12 protein-coding genes, 2 tRNA genes, 4 rRNA genes and 1 pseudogene are annotated in these 19,716 nt (G+C 57.5%); 8 read left to right on the plus strand and 11 right to left on the minus strand.

Features of this window, described 5'->3' with window-relative positions; translation table 11 throughout:
* Positions 1 to 11: 11 nt before the first annotated feature.
* A complete protein-coding gene (gene lapG / locus GGI48_RS14260) occupies positions 12 to 704 on the minus strand; it encodes a cysteine protease LapG (RefSeq protein WP_016962586.1) in 693 nt (230 codons plus the stop codon).
* A gap of 301 nt (positions 705 to 1,005) precedes the next feature.
* Here lapG and GGI48_RS14265 point away from each other — a divergent pair, with 301 nt between their 5' ends.
* Entirely contained in the window at positions 1,006 to 1,770 is a 765-nt protein-coding gene (locus tag GGI48_RS14265; RefSeq protein ID WP_103742385.1) for a thioesterase II family protein, read from the plus strand.
* A gap of 69 nt (positions 1,771 to 1,839) precedes the next feature.
* Here GGI48_RS14265 and GGI48_RS31520 read toward each other — a convergent pair whose 3' ends face one another.
* The 10 genes and pseudogenes from GGI48_RS31520 to GGI48_RS14310 form a co-directional block, all read right to left on the minus strand.
* Entirely contained in the window at positions 1,840 to 2,625 is a 786-nt protein-coding gene (locus tag GGI48_RS31520; protein WP_372841324.1) for a methyl-accepting chemotaxis protein, read from the minus strand.
* Between the two features lie 117 nt (positions 2,626 to 2,742).
* A pseudogene (locus GGI48_RS31525) lies at positions 2,743 to 3,825 on the minus strand (cache domain-containing protein); the annotation flags it as partial.
* A 257-nt stretch (positions 3,826 to 4,082) separates the two neighbouring features.
* Positions 4,083 to 4,198, minus strand: a 5S ribosomal RNA gene (rrf, locus tag GGI48_RS14275).
* A gap of 112 nt (positions 4,199 to 4,310) precedes the next feature.
* Positions 4,311 to 4,426: ribosomal RNA gene (gene rrf, locus GGI48_RS14280) — 5S ribosomal RNA — on the minus strand.
* Between the two features lie 155 nt (positions 4,427 to 4,581).
* Positions 4,582 to 7,473: ribosomal RNA gene (locus GGI48_RS14285) — 23S ribosomal RNA — on the minus strand.
* 230 nt (positions 7,474 to 7,703) lie between these two features.
* Positions 7,704 to 7,779, minus strand: a tRNA-Ala gene (locus GGI48_RS14290).
* Between the two features lie 10 nt (positions 7,780 to 7,789).
* Positions 7,790 to 7,866: transfer RNA gene (locus tag GGI48_RS14295), tRNA-Ile, on the minus strand.
* A gap of 123 nt (positions 7,867 to 7,989) precedes the next feature.
* Positions 7,990 to 9,528, minus strand: a 16S ribosomal RNA gene (locus GGI48_RS14300).
* Together the 16S, 23S and 5S rRNA genes with 2 tRNA genes alongside form the textbook arrangement of a ribosomal RNA operon.
* Positions 9,529 to 10,172: 644 nt before the next feature.
* The gene (locus tag GGI48_RS14305; protein ID WP_179598858.1) at positions 10,173 to 11,393 is read right to left on the minus strand and encodes a CaiB/BaiF CoA transferase family protein; all 1,221 of its coding nucleotides are present in this window, start codon (positions 11,391 to 11,393) and stop codon (positions 10,173 to 10,175) included.
* 13 nt (positions 11,394 to 11,406) lie between these two features.
* The gene (locus GGI48_RS14310; RefSeq protein WP_016963707.1) at positions 11,407 to 12,588 is read right to left on the minus strand and encodes an acyl-CoA dehydrogenase; all 1,182 of its coding nucleotides are present in this window, start codon (positions 12,586 to 12,588) and stop codon (positions 11,407 to 11,409) included.
* 158 nt (positions 12,589 to 12,746) lie between these two features.
* Here GGI48_RS14310 and GGI48_RS14315 point away from each other — a divergent pair, with 158 nt between their 5' ends.
* The 7 genes from GGI48_RS14315 to GGI48_RS14345 all read left to right on the plus strand — a co-directional run bounded on the left by GGI48_RS14315 (position 12,747) and on the right by GGI48_RS14345 (position 19,692).
* Positions 12,747 to 13,646, plus strand: coding sequence for a LysR substrate-binding domain-containing protein (locus GGI48_RS14315; protein ID WP_016963708.1), 900 nt, complete (start codon positions 12,747 to 12,749; stop codon positions 13,644 to 13,646).
* A 451-nt stretch (positions 13,647 to 14,097) separates the two neighbouring features.
* Entirely contained in the window at positions 14,098 to 15,219 is a 1,122-nt protein-coding gene (locus tag GGI48_RS14320) for a Re/Si-specific NAD(P)(+) transhydrogenase subunit alpha (RefSeq protein ID WP_016963709.1), read from the plus strand.
* A 15-nt stretch (positions 15,220 to 15,234) separates the two neighbouring features.
* Entirely contained in the window at positions 15,235 to 15,558 is a 324-nt protein-coding gene (locus GGI48_RS14325; protein ID WP_005783507.1) for an NAD(P) transhydrogenase subunit alpha, read from the plus strand.
* Positions 15,558 to 16,994 carry an NAD(P)(+) transhydrogenase (Re/Si-specific) subunit beta gene (locus GGI48_RS14330; protein WP_092318332.1) on the plus strand — a complete coding sequence of 479 codons (1,437 nt, stop codon included), beginning with the start codon at positions 15,558 to 15,560 and terminating at the stop codon, positions 16,992 to 16,994. The genes GGI48_RS14325 and GGI48_RS14330 overlap by 1 nt, the downstream gene beginning before the upstream one ends.
* 179 nt (positions 16,995 to 17,173) lie before the next feature.
* Entirely contained in the window at positions 17,174 to 18,667 is a 1,494-nt protein-coding gene (locus GGI48_RS14335; RefSeq protein WP_179598860.1) for an acetyl-CoA hydrolase/transferase family protein, read from the plus strand.
* Positions 18,668 to 18,986: 319 nt separating this feature from the next.
* Positions 18,987 to 19,202, plus strand: a complete 216-nt coding sequence (locus GGI48_RS14340) for a DUF1127 domain-containing protein (protein ID WP_003220409.1) — start codon at positions 18,987 to 18,989, stop codon at positions 19,200 to 19,202.
* Between the two features lie 280 nt (positions 19,203 to 19,482).
* Positions 19,483 to 19,692 (plus strand): DUF1127 domain-containing protein, encoded by a 210-nt coding sequence (locus tag GGI48_RS14345; RefSeq protein ID WP_179598862.1) that lies wholly within the window; start codon positions 19,483 to 19,485, stop codon positions 19,690 to 19,692.
* Positions 19,693 to 19,716 lie beyond the last annotated feature (24 nt).

Here is a 19,716-nt window from a genome sequence, read left to right on the forward strand (position 1 = left end):
AGCTCGTGCTCCTAGTTAGTCGTCTCGACCGGAAAACCTTCGGCCTGCATTTTTTTCAACACGTCCTGCCAACGGGACAGGCGCTTGGTGTCGCCGACCCGCTTGTTGCCCTTGGCACCCGGCAGCCACAAGCCTTCGGCATTGAAGGAGTACACCGGCAACAGGTCGGTCCGCTCGCTGGCCGGGCGGATCGTGTCCTCCAGGCTGTCGAGCACCAGCGGCATGGCATCCGCAGTGGAATAGTAGGTCAGGACCATGTGCGCGCGATTCTGGCGCAATGCCTTGACGTAGGTGATGCGCAGTTTGTCACTGGACACCCCGAGGTGGCGGAGGCTGAAGTACTTGGCAATCGCGTAGTCCTCACAATCGCCGGCGCCCTTCCACAGGGCTTGGATCGGGGTTTCCCAGTAGTCCACCTGGCCCCACAGATCGATATCTTCCACGTAGCGCATGTTCTTGTTGAAGAACAGGTTGACCACTTTCAGCTGCTCGCGCTCGGGAATCTGCTTCTGCGTCGCCAGCAGGTGCTGCCAGGCATCGATACGTTGCTGGCCCTCGCCCAGGGGACCGTAGAGCGCCGTGGCACGGCGACTGATCAGGGAAAAATCCCAGTCGGCGTGCAAACTGCCCAAAAGCGCCCCGGCCAGCAGCAGTGCCGAGCAGAACCAGCGCAGGGTCCGAGAGAGAGCTAAACGTGCCGCCAATGCGATGAGTCCATGGGAGCTGTCGTAAATCGGCTGATGGTGAAGGCTGTTCCGGCAAAAGACAATGGCACCTTACAATCACTGGCCACCGGGGAAGGCCCTGCACGGGTCATTCACACAATAGCGTCAAGCCGCGTTTTTACCTTGAGCGGCAGCCGACGAATTTCCCCTGTCGCCACGTGCATTCAGCAGCGTCAGCCACTATGTTAGACGCCATTCACGGACTGGGACGTCCCCCGTCGAACAGCCTCTTGTCTGCACCAAGAAGCCGCCCGCGGGCCACCTTGCTTAAGGAAAAGCTGTGTACACCGACACCCGACAATGGACGCTGGTGATCAACTCAGGGCAAGCTACGCGAATCCGCCTGATCTGCTTTCCACAGGCCGGGGCGGCTGCGGAGCAGTTGCGGGTTTGGTCCAACAGCCTGGCCGATCATATCGAGCTGGTGGTGATCAACCTGCCCGGGCACGGGCCGCGTCGTGACGAGGCGCCCTACGACAACTGGCCGAGCCTGCTGCAAAACACCTTCGCGGCCCTCGATCCCTGGCTCGGCGAACCCCATGCGCTGTTCGGCCACGGCCTGGGCGCGTTGCTGGCATACGAAACCTGCAAGTACGCTCAAGAGCGCTTCCCCCGGCAGACGCGCCACCTGTTCGTCTCCGGCTGCCGCAGCCCCGACAGCCTGCCGCGCCGCCCCTTGTTGCACTCACTGCCCATCGAGGCGTTTCGCGAGGCCATCCTGACCCTGGGTGCCAGCCCGCTGGAGATGCCCCGGGGGCAGAGCGACCTGCAGTCCTACGAGCGCTTGCTGCGCAATGGCCTGAAGCTCTTCGAAACCTGGTACGACACCTCCAGCGGCAGCCTCGATATCCCGCTGACGGCCTTCTACGGCAGCGAAGACCCGCTGGCGACGGCCAAGCATATGCTCAACTGGCGTGAGTTCACCGGGCGTGAATTCGAACTGATCGAAGTGGCCGGCAACCACTTCTTCATCAAGTCCCAACGCCAGCGCCTGCTGCAGGTGATCAATACTCACCTGGGCCTGCTGGGTGAACACCGGATCTGAACCGCGCCCATGAAAAAGCCCGCCCTGCAGTGATGCAGAAGCGGGCTTGAGGGAAGGCCCCGGGAGAACTCAGATCTTGAAGCTGTCCACCAGTTGCTTCAGGCGGCTGGCCTGTTGCGACAGCGCATCGCAGTCCTTCAGGGTTTCATTGAGGTTGGCGACGCCCTGCTGGTTGAGCAGGTTGATCTGGTTGATGTCGACGTTGAGGGTCTCCACCACCGCCGTCTGCTCCTCGGTGGCTGCCGCCACCGACTGGTTCATGCCGTCGATCTCGCCGATCCGCTGGGTCACGCTGATCAGCCGTGCACCGGCCTGGTTGGCCACCTCGACGCTCTCTTCACTGGAAAGCTGGCTGGCGTTCATGGTCGATACCGCTTCGCGCGAACCGATCTGCAGGGAAGTGATCATCTTGTGAATCTCTTCCGCCGACTCCTGGGTCCTGTGGGCCAGGTTGCGCACCTCATCGGCGACCACGGCGAAGCCACGACCGGCTTCACCGGCACGAGCCGCTTCGATGGCAGCGTTAAGGGCCAGCAGGTTGGTCTGCTGGGAGATGCCCTTGATCACATCGAGAATGTGCCCGATGTTGTCGGTGCTGGCGTTGAGGGTTTCGATCTGGGTGCAGGACAGGCTGATCTTCTGCGACAGCTCGGTCATGGCCTGGATGGTCTGCTCCACGACTTGGCGACCGTCGTCGGCCTGCTCGCTGGCGCCGCTGGCGTGCTGCGAGGCATCAGCGGCGTTGCGGGCGATTTCCTGGGTGGCGGCCCCCAGTTCGTTGATCGCCGCTGCCACGCTGTTGGTGCGGGCACTCTGCTCGTCGGAACCGATGATCGACGCGTTGGACGAAGCCATCACCCGTTGCGACAGGTCATGAACCTGACGAGTGGCGGAGGACACTTCGGAAATCGAGGCGTGAATCCGCTCGACGAACTGGTTGAAAGAGCTGCCCAGCTCACCGAATTCGTCCTTGCTTTCCACCACCAGGCGACGGGTCAGGTCACCCTCGCCCTGGGCAATGTCCTGCATCGCCCGGCCCATGGTGATCAGCGGGCGCATCAGTACCTGGATCAACAGGGTCAGCAGCACCGCAATCACCGCCACGGCGATAAACATGGCGATCAAAGCGGATGTGCGGAACTGGCTCAGCGGCGCGTAGGCCTTGGCCTTGTCGATGGACAGACCGATGTACCATTCGGCATTCGGCAGACCGGTCACCGGGGTGAAGGACAGGATGCGTTCCTGTTTGTTCAGGACCACTTCCTGGTTGCCACTGGCGATACGCACGTTGGCACCGGGGTAGATGTCCTTGAGGTTCTTCATCACCTGGTCCTTGTCCGGGCTGACGATCACCTGACCATCGGCGCTGACCAGAAAGGCGTGGCCCAGGCCACCGAAGTCCACCGAGTTGATGATCTTCACCAGGGTTTCCAGGCTCAGGTCGCCACCGACTACGCCCAGCAGTTCACCCTGCTTTTTCACCGGCATGGCGATGGTCACCACCAGGCCACCAACAGCCGCCATGTAGGGCGGAGTCAGCATGGTCTTGTCGGCGGTGACGGCCTGTTTGTACCAGGGCCGTTGGCGCGGATCGTAGCCATCGGGCATTTTCGCGTCGGGACGCTGGGTGAAGGTGCCGTTGGCCTGGCCAACGTAGGTGAACTGGAAGTTCGAGGTAAAGGCCGGCTGGTCCACCAGGCCCGGGAAGTCTGCGTTATGGCCCTGGTGAGCAACGTTCTGTGCCAGGTTCTCGAGCACCAGGATCCGCCCGCTCATCCAGTTCTGCACGCTGCTGGAGGTGAGCTCACCGGCCTGCTGAATGGATGATTCGAGGTTCTGTCGGATAGTGTTTCGTTGCAGGTAGTCGTTGTACAAAGTGAACAACGCAAAAGCCAGAACCACTACGCCGGAGGCGGCCAAAAGGATTTTATGGCTGAACTTGAGATTCATTTCATGGGACTTCTTATGCCGAAAATGGGGATGCGTCCGTAAAGCAACATTCCATGTAACAGTGCAGGCGACGAGTCGCTCTACTTTGGTGCACGCATGTCTCATCAGGCTTTCGGCAAGAACACCCGAACCCTTAGAGATTTATCTGAATTACTCGCCTAAATTTGCCGAATCCCGCCGAACGGTGTTCCAGAGCCTTCGCCAACCCTTTTCAGCGGTGCGTCAGCGAGCAAAACGATTGATAGCTTGGGCCATAGATAGAGCAGCGACGGTGCTCGGGCATAGCGGACGGTTGATCAGCACTTTATCGAGCGCAAAAACAAAACCCCAATTGCTTTCGCAATTGGGGTTTCGGAATTTGATCTTGACGATGACCTACTCTCACATGGGGAAACCCCACACTACCATCGGCGATGCATCGTTTCACTTCTGAGTTCGGGATGGGATCAGGTGGTTCCAACGCTCTATGGTCGTCAAGAAATTCTGTGGCCGATCCGTTGGACTCAACATCGAACGTATCAGCAAAATCAGTCACTTCTACAAATAGACAAAACCCCAACTGCTTTCGCAATTGGGGTTTCGGAATTTAATCTTGACGATGACCTACTCTCACATGGGGAAACCCCACACTACCATCGGCGATGCATCGTTTCACTTCTGAGTTCGGGATGGGATCAGGTGGTTCCAACGCTCTATGGTCGTCAAGAAATTCGGTAGCCAGTCCGTTGCATGTGCAACGTGCCAGCGAATGGGTATGTAATAGATTTTGGTGTTTTGTGAGCCATGCAAACTTTCGGTTCGTTTCGTCTTCACACACCGCAATCTGGTCTCTTTCGAGTTCGCAAATTGCTTGGGTGTTATATGGTCAAGCCTCACGGGCAATTAGTATTGGTTAGCTCAACGCCTCACAGCGCTTACACACCCAACCTATCAACGTCGTAGTCTTCGACGGCCCTTTAGGGAACTCAAGGTTCCAGTGAGATCTCATCTTGAGGCAAGTTTCCCGCTTAGATGCTTTCAGCGGTTATCTTTTCCGAACATAGCTACCCGGCAATGCCACTGGCGTGACAACCGGAACACCAGAGGTTCGTCCACTCCGGTCCTCTCGTACTAGGAGCAGCCCCTCTCAAATCTCAAACGTCCACGGCAGATAGGGACCGAACTGTCTCACGACGTTCTAAACCCAGCTCGCGTACCACTTTAAATGGCGAACAGCCATACCCTTGGGACCGGCTTCAGCCCCAGGATGTGATGAGCCGACATCGAGGTGCCAAACACCGCCGTCGATATGAACTCTTGGGCGGTATCAGCCTGTTATCCCCGGAGTACCTTTTATCCGTTGAGCGATGGCCCTTCCATACAGAACCACCGGATCACTAAGACCTACTTTCGTACCTGCTCGACGTGTCTGTCTCGCAGTCAAGCGCGCTTTTGCCTTTATACTCTACGACCGATTTCCGACCGGTCTGAGCGCACCTTCGTACTCCTCCGTTACTCTTTAGGAGGAGACCGCCCCAGTCAAACTACCCACCATACACTGTCCTCGATCCGGATAACGGACCTGAGTTAGAACCTCAAAGTTGCCAGGGTGGTATTTCAAGGATGGCTCCACGCAAACTGGCGTTCACGCTTCAAAGCCTCCCACCTATCCTACACAAGCAAATTCAAAGTCCAGTGCAAAGCTATAGTAAAGGTTCACGGGGTCTTTCCGTCTAGCCGCGGATACACTGCATCTTCACAGCGATTTCAATTTCACTGAGTCTCGGGTGGAGACAGCGCCGCCATCGTTACGCCATTCGTGCAGGTCGGAACTTACCCGACAAGGAATTTCGCTACCTTAGGACCGTTATAGTTACGGCCGCCGTTTACCGGGGCTTCGATCAAGAGCTTCGCGTTAGCTAACCCCATCAATTAACCTTCCGGCACCGGGCAGGCGTCACACCCTATACGTCCACTTTCGTGTTTGCAGAGTGCTGTGTTTTTAATAAACAGTCGCAGCGGCCTGGTATCTTCGACCGGCATGAGCTTACGGAGCAAGTCCTTCACCCTCACCGGCGCACCTTCTCCCGAAGTTACGGTGCCATTTTGCCTAGTTCCTTCACCCGAGTTCTCTCAAGCGCCTTGGTATTCTCTACCCAACCACCTGTGTCGGTTTGGGGTACGGTTCCTAGTTATCTGAAGCTTAGAAGCTTTTCTTGGAAGCATGGCATCAACCACTTCGTCACCTAAAAGGTAACTCGTCATCAGCTCTCGGCCTTAGAACCCCGGATTTACCTAAGATTCCAGCCTACCACCTTAAACTTGGACAACCAACGCCAAGCTGGCCTAGCCTTCTCCGTCCCTCCATCGCAATAACTAGAAGTACAGGAATATTAACCTGTTTTCCATCGACTACGCTTTTCAGCCTCGCCTTAGGGACCGACTAACCCTGCGTCGATTAACGTTGCGCAGGAAACCTTGGTCTTTCGGCGTGGGTGTTTTTCACACCCATTGTCGTTACTCATGTCAGCATTCGCACTTCTGATACCTCCAGCAAGCTTCTCAACTCACCTTCACAGGCTTACAGAACGCTCCTCTACCGCATCACTTACGTGATACCCGTAGCTTCGGTGTATGGTTTGAGCCCCGTTACATCTTCCGCGCAGGCCGACTCGACTAGTGAGCTATTACGCTTTCTTTAAAGGGTGGCTGCTTCTAAGCCAACCTCCTAGCTGTCTAAGCCTTCCCACATCGTTTCCCACTTAACCATAACTTTGGGACCTTAGCTGACGGTCTGGGTTGTTTCCCTTTTCACGACGGACGTTAGCACCCGCCGTGTGTCTCCCATGCTCGGCACTTGTAGGTATTCGGAGTTTGCATCGGTTTGGTAAGTCGGGATGACCCCCTAGCCGAAACAGTGCTCTACCCCCTACAGTGATACATGAGGCGCTACCTAAATAGCTTTCGAGGAGAACCAGCTATCTCCGAGCTTGATTAGCCTTTCACTCCGATCCACAGGTCATCCGCTAACTTTTCAACGGTAGTCGGTTCGGTCCTCCAGTCAGTGTTACCTAACCTTCAACCTGCCCATGGATAGATCGCCCGGTTTCGGGTCTATTCCCAGCGACTAGACGCCCTATTAAGACTCGCTTTCGCTACGCCTCCCCTATTCGGTTAAGCTCGCCACTGAAAATAAGTCGCTGACCCATTATACAAAAGGTACGCAGTCACAGAACAAAGTCTGCTCCCACTGCTTGTACGCATACGGTTTCAGGATCTATTTCACTCCCCTCTCCGGGGTTCTTTTCGCCTTTCCCTCACGGTACTAGTTCACTATCGGTCAGTCAGTAGTATTTAGCCTTGGAGGATGGTCCCCCCATATTCAGACAAGGTTTCTCGTGCCCCGTCCTACTCGATTTCATGACTAAGAGATTTTCGCGTACAGGGCTATCACCCACTATGGCCGCACTTTCCAGAGCGTTCCGCTAATCTCAAAGCCACTTAAGGGCTAGTCCCCGTTCGCTCGCCACTACTAAGGGAATCTCGGTTGATTTCTTTTCCTCAGGGTACTTAGATGTTTCAGTTCCCCTGGTTCGCCTCTTGCACCTATGTATTCAGTACAAGATAACCATCTTATGATGGCTGGGTTCCCCCATTCAGAGATCTCCGGATCAAAGTCTGTTTGCCGACTCCCCGAAGCTTATCGCAGGCTACCACGTCTTTCATCGCCTCTGACTGCCAAGGCATCCACCGTATGCGCTTCTTCACTTGACCATATAACCCCAAGCAATCTGGTTATACTATGAAGACGACATTCGCCGAAAATTCGCAAAACTCTTAAGAGTACTCACAAATTTTACCTTAGCCTGATCCGTTACCAGTGAAAGTAACGTTCAGTCTATCTTTCTATCACATACCCAAATTTTTAAAGAACGATCTAATCAAAAGACTAGAAATCAACATTCAATGTGAATGCTCATTTCTAAGCTTTCAGAAGCAGTTTATGGTGGAGCCAAGCGGGATCGAACCGCTGACCTCCTGCGTGCAAGGCAGGCGCTCTCCCAGCTGAGCTATGGCCCCATAACAAAATTGGTGGGTCTGGGCAGATTCGAACTGCCGACCTCACCCTTATCAGGGGTGCGCTCTAACCAACTGAGCTACAGACCCAATTTCGAGCTTGTAACTGTTAGCTTGGAGCTATCAGCTTGGAGCTTAAAGCTGCTTCTATCGTCTTCTTCAATGAATCAAGCAATTCGTGTGGGAGCTTATGAAGCAGCTGATGTCGTCGATTAAGGAGGTGATCCAGCCGCAGGTTCCCCTACGGCTACCTTGTTACGACTTCACCCCAGTCATGAATCACACCGTGGTAACCGTCCCCCCGAAGGTTAGACTAGCTACTTCTGGTGCAACCCACTCCCATGGTGTGACGGGCGGTGTGTACAAGGCCCGGGAACGTATTCACCGCGACATTCTGATTCGCGATTACTAGCGATTCCGACTTCACGCAGTCGAGTTGCAGACTGCGATCCGGACTACGATCGGTTTTATGGGATTAGCTCCACCTCGCGGCTTGGCAACCCTTTGTACCGACCATTGTAGCACGTGTGTAGCCCAGGCCGTAAGGGCCATGATGACTTGACGTCATCCCCACCTTCCTCCGGTTTGTCACCGGCAGTCTCCTTAGAGTGCCCACCATAACGTGCTGGTAACTAAGGACAAGGGTTGCGCTCGTTACGGGACTTAACCCAACATCTCACGACACGAGCTGACGACAGCCATGCAGCACCTGTCTCAATGTTCCCGAAGGCACCAATCCATCTCTGGAAAGTTCATTGGATGTCAAGGCCTGGTAAGGTTCTTCGCGTTGCTTCGAATTAAACCACATGCTCCACCGCTTGTGCGGGCCCCCGTCAATTCATTTGAGTTTTAACCTTGCGGCCGTACTCCCCAGGCGGTCAACTTAATGCGTTAGCTGCGCCACTAAGAGCTCAAGGCTCCCAACGGCTAGTTGACATCGTTTACGGCGTGGACTACCAGGGTATCTAATCCTGTTTGCTCCCCACGCTTTCGCACCTCAGTGTCAGTATCAGTCCAGGTGGTCGCCTTCGCCACTGGTGTTCCTTCCTATATCTACGCATTTCACCGCTACACAGGAAATTCCACCACCCTCTACCATACTCTAGCTTGCCAGTTTTGGATGCAGTTCCCAGGTTGAGCCCGGGGCTTTCACATCCAACTTAACAAACCACCTACGCGCGCTTTACGCCCAGTAATTCCGATTAACGCTTGCACCCTCTGTATTACCGCGGCTGCTGGCACAGAGTTAGCCGGTGCTTATTCTGTCGGTAACGTCAAAACAATCACGTATTAGGTAACTGCCCTTCCTCCCAACTTAAAGTGCTTTACAATCCGAAGACCTTCTTCACACACGCGGCATGGCTGGATCAGGCTTTCGCCCATTGTCCAATATTCCCCACTGCTGCCTCCCGTAGGAGTCTGGACCGTGTCTCAGTTCCAGTGTGACTGATCATCCTCTCAGACCAGTTACGGATCGTCGCCTTGGTGAGCCATTACCTCACCAACTAGCTAATCCGACCTAGGCTCATCTGATAGCGTGAGGTCCGAAGATCCCCCACTTTCTCCCGTAGGACGTATGCGGTATTAGCGCCCGTTTCCGGACGTTATCCCCCACTACCAGGCAGATTCCTAGGCATTACTCACCCGTCCGCCGCTCGCCACCAGGTACAAGTACCCGTGCTGCCGCTCGACTTGCATGTGTTAGGCCTGCCGCCAGCGTTCAATCTGAGCCATGATCAAACTCTTCAGTTCAAACATCTTTGGGTTTTGAGAAAACCCTAAACTTGGCTCAGCAATCGTTGGTTACATCTTTGATTTCTCGCGGAGTAACTTGCGATGCTGATAATCTTTTTGACTATCAGTCTGACTCCACAAGCACCCACACGAATTGCTTGATTCAGTTGTTAAAGAGCGGTTGGTTAAGATCTTTCGTCTCAACCGAGGCGCGCATTCTACAGCAGCCTCATTTACTGTCAAGCGATTTTTTAAGAAGTTTTCGAAGATTTTCTCAACAACTTCAACCACTTGCGCTTCCGATCTCTCGTTAGCGGGAGGCGAATTCTACAGCGTTACACGCTGCTGTCAACACCTCTTTTCAACCGCTTTCGACCGAGACGATCGAATCGTTAACAAGGCGACCACACACTGCCTTATCAACTGCTTCTGGCTTCGATGAACTGAAGCGTAACCGCTGCCGAAAACTTGGTAACTCGTTGAATCTCAAGGAGTTTTCCGTTTCGACTGCGCCGGAAGTGGGGCGAATTATAGGCCTGTAGAATCTGCCGTCAACCTTTAATTTGAATTTTCTATGAATAAGTTCAAACGAACCCAAAAGTAGCGCTCCGGCTGGCTACGCATAGATAGCTCCGCGCACCCCTCTATATAGAAGAGAAGGCCTACAACACCCCCGACTGCTTCAACGCCTCTACGGCCTCGCCGCTCATTCCCAGGACCTGCTGCAGAACCTGCGCCGTATGCTCACCCAATAGAGGAGGGGCATTGCGATACTCAACAGGCGTCTCGGATAGGCGAATCGGGCTCGCCACCTGAGGCACCATCCCCGCCAAGGCATGAGGCAATTCCACAGCCAGGCCTCGAGACACCACTTGCGGATCAGCAAACACCTGAGCCAGATCATTGATCGGGCCACAGGGGACACCAGCCTGCTCCAACTGACTCACCCACTCGGCAGTGGTCTTGAACACCGTCGCCTGGCGAATCAACGGAATCAATACAGCCCGATTGGCCACCCGCAGCTTATTAGTGGCAAAACGAGGATCGTCCGCCCACTGCGGCTGACCTGCCACCTCGGCAAATTTGCGGAACTGCCCGTCATTACCCACGGTGAGGATGAAGTCACCATCCGCTGTCGGAAAATCCTGATAAGGAACTATGTTCGGATGAGCATTCCCCAAACGCTTCGGAGCAACCCCCGTCGTCAGGTAGTTCATCGCCTGATTGGCCAGACACGCAACCTGCACATCCAATAGCGCCATATCAATGTGCTGCCCGGCGCCACCCTGATCCCGATGAGCCAAGGCAGCCAGAATCGCCACCGTCGAATAAAGCCCCGTCAGAATGTCGGTCAAGGCCACCCCCACCTTCACCGGCCCGGCTCCGTCATCACCCTCAGGCCGACCGGTCAGGCTCATCAGCCCGCCCAACCCCTGGATCATGAAGTCATAACCGGCACGCTTGGCATACGGACCCGTCTGCCCAAACCCGGTGATCGAGCAATAGATCAAGCGCGGGTTGATCGCCCTGAGCGACTCATAGTCCAACCCATAAGCCGCCAGCCCACCCACCTTGAAGTTCTCGATGACGATATCCGACTTGGCCGCCAGCTCACGCACCAACTGCTGCCCCTCAGGGCGGGTGAAATCTATGGTCACCGACTGCTTGTTACGGTTGGCCGACAGGTAATAAGCAGCCTCCGTGGTGTTCTCGCCATAGGCGTCCTTCAGGAAGGGCGGTCCCCAGGCACGCGTATCGTCACCATTGCCCGGACGTTCGACCTTGACGACTTCGGCCCCCAGGTCCGCCAGGATCTGCCCGGACCAGGGCCCGGCCAATACCCGCGATAAATCCAGTACCCGCAGATGCGATAACGCGCCCATGGCCGCTCTCCTATTAATAGAACGCCTGGATGCCGGTTTGCGCGCGCCCCAGAATCAGCGCATGAACGTCATGAGTACCCTCATAAGTGTTGACCACTTCCAGGTTCACCAGGTGCCGGGCAATACCGAACTCATCGGAGATGCCATTGCCACCCAACATGTCACGAGCCATACGGGCGATATCCAGGGACTTGCCGCAAGAGTTGCGCTTCATGATCGAAGTGATTTCCACAGCCGCCGTCCCTTCATCCTTCATCCGCCCCAGACGCAGGCACCCTTGGAGGGCGAGGGTGATTTCGGTCTGCATGTCCGCCAGCTTCTTCTGGATCAACTGAGTGGCGGCCAGAGGGCGACCAAACTGCTGACGATCAAGGGTGTATTGACGCGCCGTGTGCCAGCAGAACTCCGCAGCACCCAATGCCCCCCAGGAGATGCCGTAACGGGCCGAGTTCAAGCAAGTGAATGGACCTTTCAGCCCACGCACATCCGGGAAGATGTTCTCTTCCGGCACGAACACGTTATCCATGACGATCTCGCCGGTGATCGACGCACGCAGACCCACCTTGCCATGAATGGCCGGGGCGCTCAGGCCTTTCCAGCCTTTCTCCAGAACGAAACCGCGGATATCGCCGGCGTCATCCTTGGCCCAGACCACAAACACATCCGCGATCGGACTGTTGGTGATCCACATCTTGCTACCGGTCAGGCTGTAGCCCCCATCCACTTTGCGCGCACGGGAAATCATCGCGCCCGGGTCAGAACCATGGTTCGGCTCGGTCAGGCCAAAGCAGCCAATCCACTCGCCGGACGCCAGCTTCGGCAGGTACTTCTGTTTTTGTGCCTCGGTCCCGAACTCGTTGATTGGCACCATCACCAGGGACGACTGCACGCTCATCATCGAGCGATAGCCGGAATCGACACGTTCCACTTCCCGTGCGATCAGGCCGTAACACACATAGTTCAGGCCACTGCCGCCGTACTGCTCGGGAATGGTCGCCCCCAACAAGCCGACTTCACCCATTTCGCGGAAGATCGCCGGGTCGGTCTGCTCATGGCGGAAAGCTTCCAAAACCCGTGGCGCCAGCTTGTCCTGGGCGAACTGCTCGGCGCTGTCGCGGACCATGCGCTCTTCTTCGGTGAGTTGCTGGTCCAGCAGAAGGGGATCGATCCAGTTGAAGCTTGCTTTGCCGCCCATGAGTGAATCCTCGTGAAGTAGGTCAACTATCGTGGGCCGATCCTAGGCCCGACGGGAGCTCGCGGGCAAACGAGGATTTCGCATGTTGTTGTGCTAATTTCTCACTCCGAGATGGCCATAAGCACCCTTTACAGCCTCCATTAGTGAGATAGCCGTACATGCGCAGGAAGATCCCCAGCACCGCCGCCCTGATCAGCTTCGAGGCCGCCGCCCGTCACGAAAGCTTCACCAAGGCGGCGCAGGAGCTTTCCCTGACCCAGGGCGCCGTCTGCCGGCAGATCGCCAGCCTGGAAGAGTTTCTCGGCGTGGAACTATTCCGACGCTCGCGGCGGGGCGTCAAACTCACCGAAGCCGGACTTTCCTACAGCCGTCGGGTTGCAACGCAACTGGATGCGGTGGAACGCGACACGCTCTCCGTGATGGGCCAGCAGGGCGCCAATGTCATCGAGCTGGCGGTGGTACCGACCTTCGGCACCCAGTGGCTGCTGCCGCGCCTCAAGGATTTCCAGCAGCAACACCCCGAAGTCACCGTCAACCTGACCAACCGCACGCGCCCCTTTCTGTTTGCCGACACGCCTTTTGACGCGGCCATCTACTTTGGTGATGCCGACTGGTCAGGCACCCAATCCCACCGCCTGATGGGTGAGCACCCGGTACCGGTGTGCAGCCCGGCCATGCTGGGCAACCAACAGCAACTGAGTGCCGAGTCCATTGCCGAACTGCCCCTGCTGCAGCAGACCACTCGACCCTATGCCTGGCGCCAATGGTTCAACTCACAGCAGTTGAACGTCCCCCGCGACATGACAGGCCCGCGCTACGAGCTATTCTCCATGCTCGCCCAGGCAGCCATGCACGACATGGGCATCGCACTGATTCCAGCCTTCCTGATCCAGCGCGAGCTGGCGGAAAAACGCCTGGTCATTGCCAACCCCCAGGCCCTGACCAGCATCAAGGCGTATTACCTGATGATTCCCGAACGCAAGGTGGAATCTGCCTCTTTACGGGCCTTTCGCGACTGGCTGGTGAATCAGGCACACAGCTACAACCTAGAAAGGTAAAGGCTTTCAGCGATTAGCTGACCCCGTAGTCAGGAAAGTAAAAGCCCTACAGATATAAGTATTTGTCGCATTTCGACAGACTGTACCGACACCTCGGACAATCGTCCTACAAGCGCCTAACCACGCGGCCTGTAGGGTTTATTTGACAGTAATGTAAGACTATTCACACAGCGCATGAGAAAAATCTTATTTAGACCCGAAAAGCCTTGGAAGGCACGGCTTACAAGGGTTTACCCCTGCCCGTTGCGACATTCGGTCACGGGGTGACTTGTAGTTAATTTTCCGTCACTAGTCAGAATCCCTTGAAGGCCTCAAAGTTCGCCTGCAGAATGCCGCGCCCCGCTGCGATTTCAGCGGGATCGTGCTGATCGGCCGCCCCAGTCGCACCCTCCGCAGTGCGCTGGCCTTCTAAGAAAGATCGAAAGCAATAAGATCAAGCAGGAGATTTGACGTGCACATTGGTGTTCCTCTCGAAACCCAGACGGGTGAAACACGGGTTGCTGCAACCCCGGAAACCATCAAGAAGCTGATCGGCCAGGGTCATAAAGTCACTGTGCAAAGCGGCGCCGGCATTAACGCCAGCGTGGTCGACAGTGCCTATGAAGCGGCAGGAGCCACCATTGGCAGCGCCAACGATGCCTTTGGCGCCGAACTGATTCTCAAGGTCGTGGCACCCAGCGATAGCGAGCTGACGCTGATCAAGAGCGGCACCGTTCTGGTGGGCATGCTCAATCCGTTCAGCAATGAAACCATCGCCAAGCTGGCCGAGCGCGGCATTACCGCCTTCGCCCTGGAAGCGGCGCCACGCACCTCCCGGGCCCAGAGCCTGGATGTGCTGTCGTCCCAGGCCAACATTGCCGGGTACAAGGCCGTGCTGCTGGCGGCCCACTACTACCCGCGCTTCATGCCGATGCTGATGACCGCCGCCGGCACCGTCAAAGCGGCCCGCGTACTGATTCTCGGCGCCGGTGTGGCAGGGCTGCAGGCCATCGCCACGGCCAAGCGCCTGGGTGCGGTGATCGAGGCTTCGGACGTGCGTCCGGCGGTGAAAGAGCAGATCGAATCCTTGGGCGCCAAGTTCGTCGACGTGCCTTACGAAACCGATGAAGAGCGCGAATGCGCGGTCGGTGTCGGCGGTTACGCCCGTCCCATGCCGGCCAGCTGGATGCAGCGCCAGGCACTGGCGGTGCACGAGCGCGCCAAGCAGGCGGATATCGTCATCACCACCGCACTGATTCCGGGCCGCAAGGCGCCAACCTTGCTCAGCGCCGAGACGGTGGCGCAGATGAAGCCCGGTTCGGTGGTCATCGACCTGGCAGCCGCCCAGGGCGGCAACTGCCCGCTGACCGTAGCGGACCAGGTGGTGGTGGAAAACGGCGTGACCATCGTCGGTCCGACCAACCTGGCCGGCGCCGTCGCCGCCGACGCCTCGGCGCTGTACGCCCGCAACCTGCTGGACTTCCTGAAGCTTGTCTTCACCAAAGAAGGGCAGTTCGAAGTCAACCTAGAAGACGACATCGTCGCTGCGTGCCTGATGTGCCGCGACGGCCAAGTCATCCGCAAAAACGCCTAAGCAGGGATTCAGACGATGGAAGAGCTTATCTCCCCCGGTATCTACAACCTGATCATCTTCGTGCTGGCGATCTATGTCGGTTACCACGTGGTCTGGAACGTTACACCCGCATTGCACACGCCGTTGATGGCGGTGACCAACGCCATTTCCGCGATCGTCATCGTCGGCGCCATGCTGGCAGCCGCCCTGACCGTGACCCCGCTGGGCAAGACCATGGGCACCCTGGCCGTGGCCCTGGCCGCGGTCAACGTGTTCGGTGGCTTCCTGGTGACCCGTCGCATGCTGGAAATGTTCAAGAAGAAAGCGCCCAAAGCCGTGAAAGAAGAGGTGCAGAAATAATGAGCATGAACCTGGTAACAACCCTCTATCTGATCGCCTCGGTGTGCTTTATCCAGGCGCTCAAGGGGCTTTCGCACCCGACCACGTCCCGACGCGGCAACCTGTTCGGCATGCTGGGCATGGCCCTGGCGGTACTGACCACCATCGGCCTCATCTATAAGCTCGGCGCGGAGCTGGCGACCGCCGGTATCGGCTACGTCATCGTCGGCCTGCTGATCGGCGGCACCGCCGGTTCGATCATGGCCAAGCGCGTCGAGATGACCAAGATGCCGGAGCTGGTGGCCTTCATGCACAGCATGATCGGCCTGGCCGCGGTGTTCATTGCCATTGCCGCCGTGGTCGAGCCGCAGTCCCTGGGCATCGTCAAGCACCTGGGCGACGCGATCCCTGCCGGCAACCGCCTGGAGCTGTTCCTCGGCGCCGCCATCGGTGCCATCACCTTCTCCGGTTCGGTAATCGCCTTCGGCAAGCTGTCGGGCAAGTACAAGTTCCGCCTGTTCCAAGGCGCACCGGTACAGTTCGCCGGCCAGCACAAGCTCAACCTGGTGCTGGGCTTGGCCACCCTTGGCCTGGGCGTGACCTTCATGGCCACCGGCAACCTCGGCGCCTTTGCCCTGATGCTGGCCCTGGCCTTCGTCATGGGCGTGCTGATCATCATCCCCATCGGCGGCGCCGACATGCCGGTGGTGGTGTCGATGCTCAACAGCTACTCGGGCTGGGCAGCAGCGGGGATCGGTTTCTCCCTGAACAACTCGATGCTGATCATTGCCGGCTCCCTGGTGGGCTCCAGCGGCGCCATCCTCTCGTACATCATGTGCAAGGCGATGAACCGTTCGTTCTTCAACGTGCTGCTCGGCGGTTTCGGCAACAGTGCCGACGCTGGCGGCCCAGCCGGGGCTCAAGAAGCCCGCCCGGTGAAATCCGGCTCGGCGGACGATGCAACCTTCCTGCTGACCAACGCCGACACCGTGATCATCGTTCCCGGTTACGGCCTGGCCGTGGCCCGGGCCCAGCACGCGCTGAAAGAGCTGACCGAGAAGCTGGTGCACCGCGGCGTGACCGTGAAGTACGCGATCCACCCGGTGGCAGGGCGCATGCCTGGCCACATGAACGTGCTGCTGGCCGAGGCCGAAGTACCTTACGACCAGGTGTTCGAGATGGAAGACATCAACTCCGAGTTCGGTCAGGCCGACGTGGTGCTGGTGCTGGGCGCCAACGACGTGGTCAACCCGGCGGCGAAGAACGATCCCAAGTCGCCCATCGCTGGCATGCCGATCCTCGAAGCCTTCAAGGCCAAGACCATCATCGTCAACAAGCGCTCCATGGCCAGCGGCTATGCCGGTCTGGACAACGAACTGTTTTACCTGGACAAGACCATGATGGTGTTCGGCGACGCGAAGAAGGTCATCGAAGACATGGTCAAAGCCGTCGAGTAAAGCTGCTGTAGCGCAATACCCAAAACCTCAGCCTTTAGTAGGCTGGGGTTTTTTATTGACCCCATAAAGCCGACAGAAGGCTCTAAATCAGGGCCTTTCATTCGACCTTTGTCGCGCGGTGTTTTTTTTTGAAATCACTAGACTGCGCTTCTTGCTTCCGTTGCCCGAGATAACAATCCATGTACCGTGATCGTATCCGCTTGCCTTCGTTGTTGGATAAGGTGATGAGCGCCGCCGACGCTGCCGCTCTGATTGAGGACGGCATGACCGTCGGCATGAGCGGCTTCACCCGCGCCGGTGAAGCCAAGGCCGTGCCCCATGCCCTGGCCGAACGGGCCAAGGTAACCCCGCTGAAAATCAGCCTGATGACCGGCGCCAGCCTGGGCAACGACCTGGACAAGCAACTCACCGAGGCCGGGGTGCTGGCCCGGCGCATGCCGTTCCAGGTGGACAGCACCCTGCGCAAGGCGATCAACGCCGGCGAAGTGATGTTCATCGACCAGCACTTGTCGGAAACCGTCGAGCAACTGCGCAACCAGCAGCTCAAGCTGCCGGACATCGCAGTGATCGAGGCGGTCGCCATCACCGAACAGGGCCATATCGTGCCGACCACCTCGGTGGGCAACTCCGCCAGCTTCGCGATCTTCGCCAAAAAGGTGATCGTCGAGATCAACCTGGCGCACAACCCGAACCTGGAAGGCCTGCACGACATCTATATCCCGACCTATCGCCCGACCCGCACGCCAATTCCCCTGGTGAAAGTCGACGATCGCATCGGCAGCACGGCGATTCCGATCCCGGCGGAAAAGATCGTCGCCATCGTCATCACCAACCAGTCCGATTCGCCATCCACCGTCTCCACCCCGGACAGCGAAACCCAGGGCATTGCCAACCACCTGATCGACTTCCTCAAGCAGGAAGTGGATGCCGGACGCATGAGCAACAAGCTCGGCCCGCTGCAGGCCGGTATCGGCAACATTGCCAACGCGGTGATGTGCGGCCTGATCGAGTCGCCCTTCGAGAACCTGACCATGTACTCCGAAGTGCTGCAGGACTCGACCTTCGACCTGATTGATGCTGGCAAGCTGAGCTTCGCCTCGGGCAGCTCCATCACTCTGTCGAGCCGGCGCAACGCCGATGTGTTCGGCAACCTGGAGCGCTACAAGGACAAGCTGGTGCTGCGCCCGCAGGAGATCTCCAACCACCCGGAAGTGGTGCGCCGCCTGGGCATCATCGGCATCAATACCGCGCTGGAGTTCGACATCTACGGCAACGTCAACTCCACCCACGTCTGCGGCACGCGGATGATGAACGGCATCGGCGGCTCCGGCGACTTCGCCCGCAACGCGCACCTGGCGATCTTCGTCACCAAGTCGATTGCCAAGGGCGGAGCGATTTCCAGCGTAGTGCCGATGGTCAGCCACGTGGACCACACCGAGCATGACGTCGACATCCTGGTCACCGAGATCGGCCTGGCCGACCTGCGTGGCCTGGCACCGCGGGAGCGGGCGCGGGTGATCATCGACAACTGCGTGCACCCGTCCTACCGCGATGCGCTGAACGACTACTTCACCAAGGCCTGCGCCCTGGGTGGTCACACACCGCACATCCTGCGTGATGCCCTGAGCTGGCACATCAACCTGGAAGAAACCGGGAAAATGCTCGCCGAGTGATTGATACAGTTGGCAGCTGACGCAAACACAGTTTCGTCAGCTTGCCGACCGCTCGCCAATAAGCGTCAAAAACTGTACTTCTGTACCGGTATTTTCCCCGCCTAAAACCGCTTACCTCCCACTGAAAAGCGCCGCAATGCACCATAAAGGTGCTGACAGGTACAGTTGCGCCATTTCCGAACAGTACAGCCCCTATAAACAGTTAACTGGTCCCTCACAATACAGGTGAACTGTATCTACAGAGTCTTGCGCGGGAAGAGGATCATTGGCATCAGTTAAACCACTACCTGATCCCGCCACAAGCGGAAGGATGTCAACCATGGAACGTACACTCAGTTCCGAACTGTTCTTCGAAGACAAAGCTGCAAAAACCCAGGCTTCCCTGCCTCTGCGCGTTATCGCCAACCTGATGCTGTGGCAGCGCCGCATCTCCAGCCGCCACCAACTGGCTCGCCTGGATTCGCGTCTGCTGGCCGATGCCGGGATCAGCGAAGCACAACGCTACGAAGAGCTGAGCAAGCCGTTCTGGCGCTAACTCAGCGTCGCTGGCTCTGACCCACCGGGTCCACCGCCAGCACCCCGAATTGCACACACAAGACCCGTCGCGGGAAACCGCGACGGGTCTTGTCGTTATGGCCTGGAAAAAACCTTCGCAACGCAAATACAGCTCAGTTGATTGCGACAGGTACAGTTTTATAAAACACAACAATCAACCAGTACAATTTTGCCCTGGTGTATCTGTATGGCTGCCTCCAACCGTCGCACCATGAGGCTGCAGCACGCCCATCGCTCGGCGGCTCAAGGAGGAAAGCACCATGGACTCATGCTCTGGCAAACCCGGCACTGACCTTCAGTCAACCTCACGCCGCACGGCCCTCAAGCGCTGGATCAAGGCCCTCGCCAACATGATGGAGCGCGCCCGCACCCGTCAGTTGCTGGCCCAAATGGATGAACGACAGCTCTCGGACAGCGGCATCAGCCATGGCGAACGGGCAGCAGAACTGCACAGGCCCTTTTGGCGCTAGGGCCTGATACAACCCTGTGCGAAT

The sequence above is a fragment of the Pseudomonas protegens genome, from assembly GCF_013407925.2.
GTDB lineage: Bacteria > Pseudomonadota > Gammaproteobacteria > Pseudomonadales > Pseudomonadaceae > Aquipseudomonas > Aquipseudomonas fluorescens_AP.

Excerpts from the sequence above, each read along its gene's own strand:
- GGI48_RS31520 (WP_372841324.1), bottom strand. The coding sequence starts at position 2,625 with ATGGCTTCGTCCAACGCGTCGATCATCGGTTCCGACGAGCAGAGTGCC.
- GGI48_RS14305 (WP_179598858.1), bottom strand. The coding sequence starts at position 11,393 with ATGGGCGCGTTATCGCATCTGCGGGTACTGGATTTATCGCGGGTATTG.
- GGI48_RS14310 (WP_016963707.1), bottom strand. The coding sequence starts at position 12,588 with ATGGGCGGCAAAGCAAGCTTCAACTGGATCGATCCCCTTCTGCTGGAC.
- GGI48_RS14315 (WP_016963708.1), top strand. The coding sequence starts at position 12,747 with ATGCGCAGGAAGATCCCCAGCACCGCCGCCCTGATCAGCTTCGAGGCC.
- GGI48_RS14325 (WP_005783507.1), top strand. The coding sequence starts at position 15,235 with ATGGAAGAGCTTATCTCCCCCGGTATCTACAACCTGATCATCTTCGTG.
- GGI48_RS14330 (WP_092318332.1), top strand. The coding sequence starts at position 15,558 with ATGAGCATGAACCTGGTAACAACCCTCTATCTGATCGCCTCGGTGTGC.
- GGI48_RS14335 (WP_179598860.1), top strand. The coding sequence starts at position 17,174 with ATGTACCGTGATCGTATCCGCTTGCCTTCGTTGTTGGATAAGGTGATG.
- GGI48_RS14340 (WP_003220409.1), top strand. The coding sequence starts at position 18,987 with ATGGAACGTACACTCAGTTCCGAACTGTTCTTCGAAGACAAAGCTGCA.
- GGI48_RS14345 (WP_179598862.1), top strand. The coding sequence starts at position 19,483 with ATGGACTCATGCTCTGGCAAACCCGGCACTGACCTTCAGTCAACCTCA.